Raw genomic sequence first — 15432 nt, 5'->3', positions numbered from 1 at the left:
TGATATAGTAAGTATGTAGTTTTTTATAAACATAATTAATAGTAATAAAGGAGATAAACAACGATGCCTTGATGAGCAGGTCTTATTATAGCTATTGTATCAGCAATCGTTGGTGGAATAATTGGTTTTATTATAACTCGTAAGGTAATACAAAAACAATTAAAAGATAATCCGCCAATAAATGAAAACCAAATTAGAGCCATGTATAGAAGTATGGGTAGAAAACCCTCTGAAGCTGATATCAAAAAAACAATGAATGCAGTAAAAAGAGGAAAATAACTATAAGGTATAATTATGCTTTTATACACTTTTCAGGATAAAAATTTCAGAAAAACAAATGGTTATTTATTATGCACGGAAAAAAATAATGCAATTTTAATTGATACAGGTTATAGAGAATATAAAAAAATATTAGATTTTACGATTAAGAAAAATATTTCTATTAAGAACATAATAATTACACACGGACATTTTGGACATTTTTATGGACTAAATGAATTATCCGAAAAACATAACCTACCAAACATTTATATTGGTTATTCTGATTTGTTAAACTTATTTGAACCACATAAAAATACAAGTATGCTTTTTGAAGGTGTTGAACCATATTCGGTAAGACCACTAGAAAATCTAAAAGTAGTTCTTAATGATATGACTATTGCATTAGATGGATATGATTTAAACATATTTCTAAAAAAAGCTCATACTTCTGGTTCATTAATTATTGAAATAGATAAAATTAAATCTCTTTTTATTGGAGATTTAATAACAAAGGACCAAGACCCATTAATTGTTGGTGCATTTGAAAAAAGTATTGAAAAAAGTGATGTTATAAGTGCATTAAAATGATTTTTTAAATCTTATGATAATGAATATAGGATATATCCTGGTCACGGACCAAGCAATATATCAATTCATGATTTAATTGATAATGATTTTATAATAAAAAAATATTATATGAAATTTATTGATAAATAAAAAACATCAAATTAATTATTTTGATGTTTTTTTTCGTCTATAACAACTTTTTTGCCAAAATTTGGTTCTTTACCTTTAAATAATCTTACAATATTTTTTCTATGTCTTACTATTAGAAATACTGTTGATAAGGTTAACACTATGTTTATTGTTAGAAAACTATCATAAAATGAACTTTTTTTATTTAGATCGTGAAATTTATTAAATCAAACGAAATACAAATTATTATTATATGCATTTGTAAAGAATAGTCAGCCATTAATATCAAATGTATAATGACCAGATATGTATGGGATTCACGTTAATATACAAATAATTAATGAACCTATAATAGATGCTAAACTTACTTTTTTAAATATAAAAAATATTGTTAAACTAAATGTTAAAAATAAAATAAATAATATATAATTAGTAACTAAAAGTAAACCCATAAAGCAACTAACTGCTTTACCACCTTTAAATTTATAGTATATTGGCCAACAATGACCAATTAATGTAAAAAACATTGGTATATAAAAACTAGTTTTATTAAATAAATCATTGTTTATCATATTAATTAACATTGCAATAATAGCTGTAAGCAATACCTTAAGAGAGTCAAGTATAAGTACTATAATCCCTCATTTTAAACCTAAAACTCTGCTCGTGTTTGTAGCACCAGCATTATTACTACCAATTTCTCTAATATCTTTACTAGTTTTTATTTTAACTACGATAATAGAAAATGTGAAACTTCCAATTAAATATCCAATCAAACTAGCTATAAAAGTTCCTAAGTACATGTTACACCTCTTAATATTTAGACTATATTATAATACTATATTTATAGAAAAATTGCTTATTTTAAGATAAAATATAAAGTGATTATACTAACATAGGAGTCTATATATGAATTTTAATATTGACATTAATAAAATTATTTCTGATTTCTACAAAAGAGATGTAAAGGGTTTGTTTTTAAACAAACAATTTAAGCTAAGTACAAATCAAAAAAAAGATTTAATATTAATAAGCAAAAGTTATGACTCAAAAGATATTTTTAATGAGTTAAATAATTTTTTCAATAAACATATTAGTGGTAATAACTATGAACTTTGTTTAATGATGACGTTAATTACACAAAGATATAATTATTTTTATCAAACAGAAATTGAATGAAATAAATTTTTTCAAAGTAAAGTATTTTTAGAAAATAGCGAGGATTTAAAGGAAAAAATATTTATATTCTTTGAAAAACAAATTGATATTTATTCAGTGAACTACTTAAATATAATAAATGGATTTAATGTAAATCAGTGAAATACAACTTTTTATAAAAAGTTAAAGAGTATATTTGATGGAATAGTTTCTAATAGATTAATTGATGAAAAAATAAAAAAAATTGACGAATTTATTGATCTAGTCAAAAATACAAAATATATTTACTCCAGCCTTGAAGGGATTGGTGTGGAAATTGAAAAACAGAAGTTCTTATCAAATACAAATGAAATTAAAATTATATTTCAATCAATGAAAGATTTATTAGATAGAGTATTAAGAAAAATAGAATTAAATTAGGGTATAAAATGTTTGAAGAATATAAAAATATAAGTATTGAAGAAGCTGAAAAAAAGCTTTTAGAACTAAAAAAAGAATATGACGATTTAATAAAACAAGAAAAAGTTAATGATAAAAAAATAAAAAAAGGTTTAATATTTTGGCTTTTTATACCGGTATTAGGGTTATTTATATATTCAATAATATTAACAAAAAGAAGAAATCTTGAACATAATATGAGTTCAATAATGTCGATAAAAGAAAAACTAGTATTTTTAGAATTAGAAATGCAATATATTGAAACAAAGGTTTTAAAAAGAGGAAAATAAATTTCTTAGGTGAATAAATGACAAGGGTACACTATTTTAATTATCTTATAAAAATTAAAGTTAATATTGAAGATAATATCGCTTTAATTGGCGATTTTAAGAATTGGGATGATTTTGAAGATAAACAAATCGAATATTTAAAAAATAAAAGTAAAAAGCTAAAGTTAAAATCTTCAATATTATTATTTAGAAAAAATTTCTTAAATAATGGAATTTTTAATACTAAAAATATTATTAAAATAGCAAAACGTCAAAAAATTGATAATGTTATTATTTATGACTACAATGAAAATTATTTAAATTTTGATCAAAAGGACCTCTTTAACAATATAGTAAATGAATTATCTATAAAAAAAACCGTTATAGCTAATAACTATTATGAATGTAAAATATTTAATACCGACTTTTTTGTAAATAACTTCAGTACAAATAATTTATTATTTGGTGACTTTAAATTAAAATCATATAAATATAACAACATTCAACTAATAAAAGAAAATAAGTTTGAAGAATTTAAAATAAATAATAAATTAATGTATATGTTTGATGGAATTGTTGAAAAAGGGAAACAACTTGGTAGAAAAATAGGATTTCCTACAATAAATATTGTTTTTAATAAAGATAATAAGTTGCTTATTAATCATGGGGTGTATGCTTGTAAAGTGTATATAGAAAATCTTGATTATATTTTCATTGGAGCAGGTTGTTATTGAAAAAATGAATTAGATCAAGATGTATTTGAGGTAAATTTATTTGATTTTGATAAAGAAATATATGGTTGGAAAGTAACAATCGAACCGGTAAAATGGATAAGAAATGGGATTAAGGTCAATTCACTTGATGAATTAATATTATTATTAAAAAATGATGTTAGTTTTATTAAATTATTAAAAATAAATAAGGAGACATATGAATAATAAATATTATTTAGGTTGCCACGTCGGTATGAATGCAGCTAATAAATACTTAATAGGTAGTGTAATGGAAGCTATTGATAATGGGGCAAATACCTTTATGTTTTTTACAGGGGCACCACAAAACACTAGAAGAACCGAAACCAATAAGTTAAATATTGAGCAATTTAACTCTCTTTTAAAAGAATATAAGATAAATAAAGATAAATTAATTTGTCATGGACCTTACACTATTAATTTAGCAAATACTATTAAGCCTGAGACATATGATTTAGGCATTAGATTATTAAAAGAAGAAATCATAAGATTAGGTGAAATAGGTGTTAAAACCCTTGTATTACACCCTGGAGCGACCGTAGGAGCATCATTAGAAAAAGGATTGGATAGTTTAATAAAAGGTCTTGATACAGTTCTCTTAGACCCAGAAATTATAAATATAGATATTAAAATAGCATTAGAAACTATGTCAGGAAAAGGAACTGAAATATGTACAAAATTTGAAGATTTTAAATATATATTTAATAACGCTAAAAGCACATCAAAATTAGGTGTATGTATTGATACTTGTCATATTAATGATGCAGGATATGATATTAAAAACAATTTAGATGGTGTTATTGAGGAATTTAATAAAATAATTGGCATTAATAGACTTCTAGCTATACACTTGAATGATAGTAAAAATGAGTTAAATAGTCATAAAGATCGTCATCATAATATTGGATATGGGAAAATAGGTTTTGAATCACTTAATAAAATAGTACATAATCCACTTTTTAGTCAAATACCAATAGTTTTAGAAACACCATGAATTGGTGACTTTTGTCCATATAAAGATGAAATAAAAATGTTGAACGAATCTAAATTTACAGATCCGTTCAAAGTATTGATTAAAGAATAATTATATTATGATAATATATATATGAAAAGGTGGATTTAATGAATTTATTTAAGAAAATTATGTTTAGTGTATTAGGTTTTTCAACTATAACTACTTCAACAAGTTTAATTGTAAGTTGTGAGGTGCCTGTTGATAATACATACAAATCTCCAAGCGATATTTCTCGTCTATGAAATTTTAAAAGCTTTAAATCAATTAGTATTGATGATTTAAACTTAAAAGATAAAAAAGAAAATGGGGTATCATTGTATAAAGAATTAATTAAACTAATCGGTTTCAGATTTAGTGATTTTGATTCATCAGAAATAATACTAAATCAAGACCAAGAAGTAATAAGTAATCTTAATTTTTATAAAAATAAAATAAATTTTCAAATTTACGCAAATCAAAATAATGATAGTTTAATCATTGATTCAAGTAGTAATTCAAGTAGTGATTCAAGTAGTGATTCAAGTAATTATATTAAAAATATAAAAAAATATCTAGATTTTAGCTTTATTAATAATGAAATTACGGAAAAATCCGAATCAATAGTTTTCTATTTTAAATATAAAATAGGTGATGGTGATTATAGTAGTAGTTTTTTAGACTTTAACATTACTAATAAACCTTTATTTAGCGATAAAGACGGCTCAAGAAAATTAAGTGGATTAATTAAAAATCCTAATACTACCAAAGAGGCAAATTCAAATACTTATATATTAAAAATAGATGATCAATTTAGAGATAGTTTTAAGGTTGTTTCAAATATAAGTGAAAATATTAGCGATGAAGAGTTAAAAAACTACTATTCATCAATTAATACTGTTGTTAAAGGATTGTTTTTCTCTATATATAAAAAATTTAATATTTCAGCAAATGATTTCGAAATGTTACTTTCATTAAAATTAATGAGAAACTCTAGTGGAGATTATACATATAAATTACAGTTATCTACACCAGAAGAATTTGTATATTATTCAGCAACGCATGATAAAAAATATTTAACTAATTTAATAAGTATCTCAAAATTACAATCTGATAATAGTAAGGAAGGGAATCAAATTAGCACCATAATATTTGGAGTAGATTTTATAAAGTTTGTATAGTCGGGGAGTATTGAAAAATGAATAGCACTAGTATTAATTATTTAAAGAAAAGAAGACAAAATACTATACAACTACTATATAGATATTTTTTATTAGAAGAAAAAACTAATATTAAACAAGAAGTAATTGATGGATTCCAATTAATTGATATTAGTGTAGAGTTTGAAGAACATGCATTTAAAATATGCGATCAATTAAAGGAATTAATTGAATTATGTGAGAATAATCTTAGTGAAAACTGAAAATGAAAAAGAATACCAAATATAATTAAGGCAATACTTATAAACGGAGCTTTTGAAATTAAAAATAATATAACACCAAAAACAGTTGTAATTAACGAGAGTATAGACTTATCAAGAAGTTACTTACCTAGTTGAGAAACCAGTTTCGTTAATGCTATTCTTGATAAAATTTAGTAGAGGTTAATATGGATAGTAATTTCTTAATTATAAAAAATAATTTTTATAATATATTAAAAAAGTTTTTTCTTAAGTTAAAAAATAATATTTATTGTGGTTTTCATAAATATTTTTTAGAATCAAAATTCAGTGAAAATATTGATAGTAAGAAAAAGTATTTAGAAAAAATTTATGATAGTTTTGTTACTTATAACTTTTTAAAAAATGAAAATAAAAAATTAAACATAGATATTAATCTTGAAAAAAATTTTAATAATTACATTAAGGACACTAATGACAATCTTAGAAAAAATAGTTTTGATCAAATTATTTTTTTTACTTTACAAAAAATAAAAGATGATAAAAAATTATATTATGAAAAAAATATTAATAATTTAAAAAAACATGTAGACAGTGTTTTTATAAGAAATATCGATGATTTGAATAAACATTTTCATAAAGAACTATTTAATTCAAATAATTTTTTATATAAATTAAAAAAGGATTTTGTTAATGATTATTATAAATTTGACTATAATTATTTTATTGAAATTAATAATAATCAGTTAAGTAATTTTGATGATGAAATTCATAGAGTATGAAATTGTTATATTGATGAATTATTAGATACTTTCTCTTCTAAAAATGTAGAAAAACATATCAATGATTATTCAAACAAGTTTTTAAAAATAAAAAGTTTAATAAAACCTAATTCATTAGTTGTAATCGATTTTAACATTACTAAAATTTATAACTATCAAAACTACTTTTTAAATAGTTTATTATTTTTAAAGTTATTATTTGAAAATAATTGTTCAATTTTATCAATTAATAATAATTATTTAACTTTTATTGATTTATTAAATAAAAAAAATTTTGAAGACTTAGAGTCATTAATTAAGTTCTTAAATTCAAACAAATTACTAATTGATAAAAATGAAATGATTACAAAAAATGTAAATATCGATAAAGACGTGTTAAATAAATATTGAGAAGAAATATTAGATAAATCAAATGTAAATTATAAGAAAGAAGAAATAAAAGAAAAAAAAAGTTATAAAAATGCAGAAATTAATTCTAATAAAAATCATAAATATTCAATAACCGATAATAACAATTTAGTTGAAGAAGATTTAAAAATAATTTACACTTCACCATTAAAGGAAATGAACATAAAAAATAACTATAAAAACTATACTCAATTAATAACTGAAATAACAATTGAAGAGAATTTCGACCTCCTTGATCTAGATACCAAAAAAATTAAAAAAAGTTTTAATACCTTTATAAATTTTTTTGAAAAAAATATCGATAATGTTAAAGTAAGGAAGGAATCAATAAGTAAAGAACAGGAAAGTAATATCAAAGCAAAAATAAGAGGGCTTAACATTAGTGAATTAAATAAATACTTCATTGCATATCAAAATGAGTTTAAGTTGAAACTAAAACAAAAAGAAATTTCACAATTGGAGGCTCTTGAAATTTTTGAATTTTATAGCAAATTAAAAAATAGCATTGAAAAACTTAGTTTTTTATAAGGAGAAAGATGGAAAAAGAAAGTATCTTTAAAGTTAGTGAGATAAATGAACTAATAAAAAGTCATATTGAAAATAACAACAATTTTAAAGAAATTAAAATAAAAGGGGAAGTTGCAAACCTAACATTTAATAAAATGGGTCATATATATTTTTCATTAAAAGAAGTTGATGCAAAAATTGATTGTGCTATGTGGAAGTTTAACGCTCATAAATTTCTTGATTTAGATATAAATGAAGGTACTGAAATCACAGCTGTTGGAAGTCTTTCTTTATATTCTAAAACTTGTAAAATTACATTTATTGCCACTAATATTGAGATAGGTGGTATTGGAGCATTAGCTTTAAAATACGAAAAAAGATATAAGGAATTAGAAAGCAAAGGGTGATTCGATAGTTCACTTAAAAAACCTATACCATTATTGCCTAAAAATATTGGTATTGTAACTGCTGCAACTGGTGATGCGGTTAATGATTTAATAACAACTATTAAGCGAAGATATTCAATAGTTAATATTTATATATTTCCAGCTTTAGTTCAAGGTGATGAAAGTGCTAAAGATATAGCAAAGAAAATTAAACAAGCAAATAATTTTAATATTAAGTTAGATGTTTTAATAGTTGGTAGAGGTGGTGGAAGTTATGAAGACTTATGAAGCTTTAATGAAATGGAAGTTTTAGAAGCTATACACAACAGTAAAATCCCAATTATAACAGGAATTGGTCATGATGCAGATGTAACTCTTTCAGACTATGTAGCGGACTTAAGAGCTTCAACGCCAACGGCTGCAGGAGAAAAAGCTACCCAAGATAAAATCTATTTAATAAACAATCTAAATAGTAAACTAATTAATTTTGGTCAAATATTAAAAAAACATACATCAAATTATAGTATTTTTTTAGACAATGTATTATTAAAAAATAGAGAAAGTCTTACTAATAAACTAAACAAAAACAATACTAATTTAAATATTTTATCAAATAGCATTACTAATAATATTATTAAAATAATTAATAAGACAAAAGAGAATTTGAATTGAATAAGTAAATCATATTGTGAAACTATTAATAACAGAATTAAACAAAGTAATAATGAGCTTCAATTTAGTGAAAATAAGATAAACTCAGTAGTAATAAGAAATATTGAGAAATATAAAGCAAGTTTAATGAACTATGAACAAATTATAAAACTTCACGACACATCTTTTATATTAAAAAAAGGTTACGCTATATTAAAAGACGATAAAAAAATTATAAGAAGTGTAGTGGAACTTAATAATATTGATATAATAAATATAACATTAGCTGACGGTGAAAAAGAAATTCAAATCGAAAAGAGAGGAAAAAATAATGAACAAATTTAATGAACTAATTGATGAAATTAAGGATATATCTAATAAATTAAATGATCCAGCAACTAAAATGGAAGACTCAATTGAGTTATTTAAAAAAGGTAATGAACTAATTAAAGAAGCTAAAGATTTACTTACAAATTTAGAAGGTGAAGTTAAGAAAGTTATGGATGATAATAAAGTAAGTGATTTTTAGATAATATAGAAATAAAGGTAGTGTTATGTTAGATGATGAAATAGGTTATAAGAATTTATATAAAAACAAAAACTTAAAAGAGTTAGAAAAATTCGCAAGTGTAATAAGAGAATATTTATCTAATTTTATTCAAAAGAAAAATGGTCATATTGGAAGCAATTTAGGTGTTGTTGAACTAACAATTGCCTTTTTTGTTTTTTTTAATATAGACGATAGTATGATTTTATTCGATACCGGTCATCAATCTCATGTATTTAAACTATTGGTTAATGGTTATAAAAAGTTTGAAACATTAAAAGATAAAAATGGTTTAAGTAATTTTCAAGAATTTAAAGAAAGTGACTTAGATTGAATTAGTTCTGGTCATTCATCGACTGCATTAGCATACGCAGTTGGTTATGGAATAATCAATGTTAAGAAAAATATTGTAGTAACAATTGGAGATGCAGCATTTTTTACCTCATATTCACACGGAGCATTACTTAACTTAGGAAAATCTAAAAGTAAAGTTATAATTTTTTTAAATGATAATGAAGAATCAATTGGAACTGAAACACCTAGATTAAATAGCATAGATTCATACTGCAAGTCATTAGGAATTAATTATATTTTTTGTGAAAATGGTAATAACTTTACTAATATTTTTGATTGCCTTAATAAAGTTGAGACAATCAAAAATCATGTTTTAATACATTTTAAGACTAAAAAAGCATTAGGTTATACAGGAAATAAACCATTAATTTTTAACCACTCTGTAGAAGAAGTTAAAAATAAAAGCTATACTGTTGCAATTTCTGAAGAAATAACAAATTATTTTACAAATGATGATTATTTATTATCAGCATCAATGCTAAAACCATCAAATTTCCATCACTTAAAAGAAAAGTTTTATAATAATGTTATTGATATGGGCATAAATGAAGAAACTATAGTATTAACAGCAAATGCTATTAGTAACACCAACAAAAAAGTATTTGTGTCAATTTATTCCACATTTTTACAAAGATGTGTGGATCAATTAATACATGACGTAGCTAGAAATAATAATCCTGTTGGGTTTTTAATAGATAGGGGAGGTTTAAGTTATAGTGGGGGAGTCAGTCACCACGGAATTTATGATATATCTATTGCATCAAATATTCAAAATAGCGTTATTTGTAATCCTTATGATGAAAACGACGTAAAACAACTTACAAAACTTCTTTATGAAAATACTAATAAAGTATTTTTTTTAAGGTACGAAAATAAAGAATTACCGATATCTAAACAAATCAAAAAAATAAAAATTGGTGAATGAGATTATCTAATTTATAATAAAAACAACAAGAAAGTTCTAATGGCATATGGAAATATATTGAAGGATTTTAAAGATTATATTTTAAAAAATAATTTAAACATAAACTTAGTAAATGCAAGATTTATTAAGCCATTTGATATTAAAATATTGGAACAAAATAGATATAATAATATATACGTATACGAAGAAGTATATGAAACAGGTTCATTGTATGAAAAAATTATTGCTTATTTTAAAAATAAAGAAAATATTTATAATTTTAATTTAAAAAGTAACAATGTAATGCATGGAAGTATGAAGGAACTATTAAAAGAAGCGCGTTTAGATATTGATTATATATTTAATTTTATTCTTAAGGAAGGTTAAAGATGGAAAATAAAATAGCGGATAGAAACTATTTTTTAGAAAAACTTTATAAAGATAGAGAATTTAATAATATTTTAGAAGGTTTAACTACTAAAGAAAAAAATGCTACATTAAAAGACATTGAAGAGTTGAGAAGAATTCTGCACCTTAAAAGACAAGTTGATAAAGAAATAGTTAAGGAATATGAAGAACATATTATTGTTCCAGAAGGAACTGAAGAAACATTAATTAGAGAACTTAACGTATTTAATAAACAAATGTATGATGATTATCCTACATACTACACTTTGGAATTTGATGATTTAATAAATGAAAATAAAAAACCTATAGTTGTAAATGTCAAAGTTATTAAGAGACCAGAACCAGTTCCAGCAAAAACTTATAAAAAAAACATTCTTAATTTATCTGAACCTGTTATTCAAGAACCAACGCAAGAACTAACTGTTGATGAAAGTGTATTTAATAATGAGAAGTTAAATGAAGAAAAAATAAGTACTCATAAAACCGATATTATAGATGATAAAGTTATTCAAGATAAAGATAATATTTTTAATACTTTTAAAGATTTCGAAAGTAAACTAACTAATAATCCAGTAAAAATAAAAGTAGAACACTTTGATAACCTTTTGGTAGATTATAAGACTGAAGGTAAGGAAATATTAGATAGTCAAAGAGATTTTGTAGTTGATACTGAAGAACAAAAACAAAACATTATATCAACCATAAAAAAAACTTTGAAGGATGGTAATTACCATAAACTAAATTTGACTAAATCATTTTCATTATCATATTCTAAATTTATGAACAGATTAAAGAAACTAAAACAAAGTTTTATCACAACTTATGGTTCAGAGATTTTTTCACGAATTAAAGATGCTATAAAAGAAGAAAATGCATTATATGAAAATCTTGATAGATCAAATAATATTAAAAGACTAAATTTAAGAAAATATAAGTATAAAAAAAAGAAATTTTAAGGAGAGTTTATGAAAGAAAGGCTAGATCAAATATTGTTAAATTTAGATTTTGTAGAAAACAAGAACAAAGCTAGAAGTTTAATAATGGATGGTAAAGTCATAGTAAATAATGAAAAAATTACTAAACCAGGAACAATGTTTAATAAAGAGAAAATAAAAATAAATATTAATCATGAAGAAATGGAATTTGTAAGTAGGGCAGGAAAAAAACTAGATGCAGCAATTAAAAAATGAAAAATTAATTTAAATGGTAAAGTGTGTCTTGATATTGGTAGTTCAACTGGTGGTTTTACAGATTGCTGTTTACAAAATAATGCTAGTTATGTTTTTGCAGTTGATGTTGGAACAAACCAATTAGACTGAAAATTAAGAAATGACAATAGGGTATGTTCATTAGAAAATACTAATTTTAGATATATAAAAAAGGAAATGGTAAATAAGGAAATTGATTTTTTTTGTTGTGATGTAAGTTTTATATCTATTAGCAAAATTTTAGAACCACTTTCAAAACTTATACAAAATGATACAACTGGTGTAGTTTTAATAAAACCTCAATTCGAGTGTGATAAAGAAGATGTAAAAAATGGGAAAATTAATTCGAAGGAATCACATATTAAAGCAATTACAAGAGTAATTGAATATGCAAAAATAAATGGATTTTCAATAAAGGATATATATTGATCTCCTATATTAGGTAATAAAAAGAAAAATATAGAATATATATGTTATATTATTAAAAAGAATGATTTAAATTATAACCTATCAAATGTTGAAAATCTAGTGAAAGAATGTTGAACGAATTTTTATGGTAAATAGTAATCAAAAAAGTAAAAAAGTAATTTTTTTATTAGATATGGATGCGTTTTATGCTGGATGTCATATGGCTAATAACCAAAAAATAAAAGATAAAAATCTTATTGTAAGTTCTCCTAATAGAAGATCGATAATATTAACAGCAAGTTACAATGCAAGAAGGTTTGGTATAAAAGCAGGAATGCCATTATTTCAAGCTGAAAAATTATGCAAAGACTTATACATTGTACACACAGATTTTCAATTATATATAAATTTCTCAGAAAAAGTTTTTGATTTAATATTTAATAAGTATACAAAAAAAATAGAAGTAGCTTCGATTGATGAATGTTATATAGATGTCACTAATATATGACGAAGATTTGGAAGTGTAAGAAAGTTAGCTCAAACAATTATTGATGATATAAAAAATAGTTTTGATTTAAGTTGTTCAATTGGTGTTAGTACAAATAAGTTTCTTGCAAAAATGGCAGTTGATTTTAAAAAACCTTCTGGAATAAGTATTTTACTTGAAAAAGACATAGAAACAAAAATTTGACCATTAGAAATAAAAAATATGTTCATGGTTGGCGAAGCAACAGAGAGAATACTAGTAGAGAATAATATAAAAACAATTAAAGACTTGGCATTTTCTAATAAAGATTTTATATATAAAATATTAGGAAAACGTGGTATTACATTATGAAATTGAGCAAATGGTATAAGTGATGATGAATTACTTCAAACAAATAATGATTTAAAATCAATAGGGAATGAAATGACTCTTAATTATACAACCACAAATTACAATGAACTAGAATCACTAATTTTTGAATTATCATCAAAAGTATCTGATAGAGCTAAAAAAAGATTTTTAATTGGTTCTGTAATATCAATAAATTTAAAATGTCTTAATAATTTAGATAAGAATGTATACTCTAAACAAGAGAGAAAAAAACATATCTCTAAACAAGAAAAAATAATTAATCCTACAAATGATGTTGAACAAATTTTTACAGTCGCTAAAAGATGCTTTTATGATCTTTGAGAAGGAGAACCTGTGTTATTGATTGGGGTAAGGTTGTCTAACCTTACAAATAAAATTAATAGCTTTGTTCAACAAGAAATTAACGAATGAAACGAAGAAAAGTTTAAAGATTTATATTCAAAAGTGAACAAAGATTTAATTTATGATTTAAAAAATAAATATGGAAAAGAAGTTATTTTTACTGGAAATACATTGCAAATGCATAAAGAGAAAAATGTATCACAATCAAAATACATCAAAAAAGACGATATGCATCTATCAAATGATCAAATAATAAATAAATGAAAAAAGGGGAATGAAGACTATAATTAGTTAAATCTTTATAAATCTTTCTTTTATTATAAAACCCCTACTTGTTTTAATTACTTAAACATATACAAGTATTATATTTTAAATTTATATAGTATAATTAAATAATAAATAATTCTTGGAGGACATAATGAAATCGCCAATATCTACACCTAAGTTTTGCCAAAAGCACATGAAAATACACGTATGTAAAGAACAAGATATCTTCAAACAAAATGAATCAATTGAAAAGATGCTTAATGAAAAAGTAAGAAGATTACATGGCATACAAACTGAAGAAGAGATACTAAAGCAAAGCATTAAGTCAAAACCTAAACCAGGCACAATCGAATACATTTTAAAAAATGCTAAGGAAAAAATAAAGAAAGAGAAGGCAAAATTAAATCTTGAAGATAATAATGATGAAATAGTAAAAGTTGATGAATCAGATTTAACAACAAGAATGGAAACATTGAGACTTAAATTATTAAATTCAAATAAGGACGAGTCTATTAATTTAAATGAAACTAAGTTTAATAAAAAGCAAAAAGGAGCTAAACAAAAAAATATATACGATATTAAGTTTGAACCTGAAATTAAATTAATAAACAAAAATGATGACACATTAGAAATTAATCTTAATAAATTAAATAAAAAAGTATTAAAAAAACTAAATTTACTAGATGATCCAAATTTAGAAGATAATAAAACAATTTATACCGAAGAGCAAACACAAGATTTTGTAAGAACTGCAATACAAGAAGCATTAAAAGAAGCTGGTTATATAAAAAACAAAAAGAAAAAACCTGTTGATGATTAAGATTCTATTAACAGGTTTTTTATTATCTTATACCCCCTATCAAAAAATAATTTTATATTTTTATAATTATTTTTTATTTTATAATCTCATTTAACTTGTTTATTTAACTTTTTTTGATATCTATATATATTTTTTAGTTGATTATAATTTGTCTTATTCAAATCTCTTTTTATTATATTTTTATATTGTAATTTTTTACTTATAAATTTTGTGCAAACTAATAATTTATAATTGTAATTTATATTTAATCCATCAATAACTGATGCTTCAACAATAATAATCTTAACTTCTTTAGAGCTAATTTTACTGATTTTATTATTTATTTCTTTTGAAATAAGCGGTCATATAAAGTTACTATATAACTTATTAGAACTAGGGTTATTAAAAAGGGTATCTCTTAATTTACTTTTATCTACAGTATCATCTTTAATAATATGTTCAAAATTATTTTTTATAAATAATTTGACAATATTTTCATCCAATAAACTTTTACCTATTAAATCTGCACTTATATAATGTAAATATTTACCTATATCTGTACTTAATAGATAATTTATTAAAGTTGTTTTTCCTGAACCAATATTTCCATAAAGACCTAATATTTTAATCATAATCCC

Annotated in this window: 18 protein-coding genes; 16 read left to right on the top strand and 2 right to left on the bottom strand. The window is 22.8% G+C overall.

Translation table 4 applies throughout. The annotated features are described in order from the left end of the window. The first annotated feature begins 63 nt into the window (after positions 1–63). Positions 64–279 (top strand): YneF family protein, encoded by a 216-nt coding sequence (locus tag SCORR_RS02605; RefSeq protein WP_094048839.1) that lies wholly within the window; start codon positions 64–66, stop codon positions 277–279. A 15-nt stretch (positions 280–294) separates the two neighbouring features. Continuing rightward, a complete protein-coding gene (locus tag SCORR_RS02600; protein WP_094048837.1) occupies positions 295–978 on the top strand; it encodes an MBL fold metallo-hydrolase in 684 nt (227 codons plus the stop codon). 11 nt (positions 979–989) lie between these two features. Here SCORR_RS02600 and plsY read toward each other — a convergent pair whose 3' ends face one another. Continuing rightward, positions 990–1760, bottom strand: coding sequence for a glycerol-3-phosphate 1-O-acyltransferase PlsY (gene plsY, locus SCORR_RS02595; protein ID WP_094048835.1), 771 nt, complete (start codon positions 1758–1760; stop codon positions 990–992). A 106-nt stretch (positions 1761–1866) separates the two neighbouring features. Here plsY and SCORR_RS02590 point away from each other — a divergent pair, with 106 nt between their 5' ends. The 14 genes from SCORR_RS02590 to SCORR_RS02525 all read left to right on the top strand — a co-directional run bounded on the left by SCORR_RS02590 (position 1867) and on the right by SCORR_RS02525 (position 14815). Then, entirely contained in the window at positions 1867–2535 is a 669-nt protein-coding gene (locus SCORR_RS02590; protein WP_094048833.1) for a hypothetical protein, read from the top strand. Positions 2536–2543: 8 nt separating this feature from the next. Continuing rightward, on the top strand, positions 2544–2843 hold the full coding sequence (locus SCORR_RS02585; RefSeq protein ID WP_094048831.1) for a hypothetical protein: 300 nt from the start codon (positions 2544–2546) through the stop codon (positions 2841–2843). Between the two features lie 17 nt (positions 2844–2860). Continuing rightward, entirely contained in the window at positions 2861–3760 is a 900-nt protein-coding gene (locus SCORR_RS02580) for a riboflavin kinase (protein ID WP_094048829.1), read from the top strand. After that, entirely contained in the window at positions 3753–4658 is a 906-nt protein-coding gene (locus tag SCORR_RS02575; protein WP_094048827.1) for a deoxyribonuclease IV, read from the top strand. Before SCORR_RS02580 ends, SCORR_RS02575 begins: the two co-directional genes overlap by 8 nt. Before the next feature lie 38 nt (positions 4659–4696). Further along, a complete protein-coding gene (locus tag SCORR_RS02570) occupies positions 4697–5746 on the top strand; it encodes a hypothetical protein (protein WP_094048825.1) in 1050 nt (349 codons plus the stop codon). 17 nt (positions 5747–5763) lie between these two features. Continuing rightward, entirely contained in the window at positions 5764–6162 is a 399-nt protein-coding gene (locus SCORR_RS02565) for a transcription antitermination factor NusB (protein WP_094048823.1), read from the top strand. Between the two features lie 11 nt (positions 6163–6173). Further along, a complete protein-coding gene (locus SCORR_RS02560; protein ID WP_094048821.1) occupies positions 6174–7682 on the top strand; it encodes a hypothetical protein in 1509 nt (502 codons plus the stop codon). Between the two features lie 8 nt (positions 7683–7690). Beyond that, positions 7691–9043: an exodeoxyribonuclease VII large subunit gene (xseA, locus tag SCORR_RS02555; protein ID WP_094048819.1), complete on the top strand. Its 1353-nt coding sequence runs from the start codon at positions 7691–7693 to the stop codon at positions 9041–9043. Then, a complete protein-coding gene (xseB, locus tag SCORR_RS02550) occupies positions 9030–9227 on the top strand; it encodes an exodeoxyribonuclease VII small subunit (protein WP_094048817.1) in 198 nt (65 codons plus the stop codon). Before xseA ends, xseB begins: the two co-directional genes overlap by 14 nt. Positions 9228–9252: 25 nt before the next feature. After that, positions 9253–10890 carry a 1-deoxy-D-xylulose-5-phosphate synthase N-terminal domain-containing protein gene (locus SCORR_RS02545; protein WP_094048815.1) on the top strand — a complete coding sequence of 546 codons (1638 nt, stop codon included), beginning with the start codon at positions 9253–9255 and terminating at the stop codon, positions 10888–10890. 2 nt (positions 10891–10892) lie between these two features. Then, positions 10893–11867 (top strand): hypothetical protein, encoded by a 975-nt coding sequence (locus SCORR_RS02540; protein ID WP_094048813.1) that lies wholly within the window; start codon positions 10893–10895, stop codon positions 11865–11867. A 9-nt stretch (positions 11868–11876) separates the two neighbouring features. Beyond that, a complete protein-coding gene (locus SCORR_RS02535; protein ID WP_094048811.1) occupies positions 11877–12683 on the top strand; it encodes a TlyA family RNA methyltransferase in 807 nt (268 codons plus the stop codon). Continuing rightward, positions 12673–14019 (top strand): Y-family DNA polymerase, encoded by a 1347-nt coding sequence (locus SCORR_RS02530; protein WP_094048809.1) that lies wholly within the window; start codon positions 12673–12675, stop codon positions 14017–14019. The genes SCORR_RS02535 and SCORR_RS02530 overlap by 11 nt, the downstream gene beginning before the upstream one ends. A gap of 127 nt (positions 14020–14146) precedes the next feature. Further along, positions 14147–14815 carry a hypothetical protein gene (locus SCORR_RS02525; RefSeq protein WP_094048808.1) on the top strand — a complete coding sequence of 223 codons (669 nt, stop codon included), beginning with the start codon at positions 14147–14149 and terminating at the stop codon, positions 14813–14815. On the opposite strand, the gene coaE is transcribed toward SCORR_RS02525, so the two are convergent. Continuing rightward, positions 14812–15426 carry a dephospho-CoA kinase gene (gene coaE, locus SCORR_RS02520; protein WP_094048806.1) on the bottom strand — a complete coding sequence of 205 codons (615 nt, stop codon included), beginning with the start codon at positions 15424–15426 and terminating at the stop codon, positions 14812–14814. The genes SCORR_RS02525 and coaE overlap by 4 nt on opposite strands. Positions 15427–15432: the final 6 nt, after the last annotated feature.

The organism is Spiroplasma corruscae, from assembly GCF_002237575.1.
GTDB lineage: Bacteria > Bacillota_I > Bacilli_A > Mycoplasmatales > Mycoplasmataceae > Spiroplasma_A > Spiroplasma_A corruscae.
Note: the sequence above shows the minus strand (reverse complement) of the source record. Positions and strands in the feature narration are given on the sequence as shown.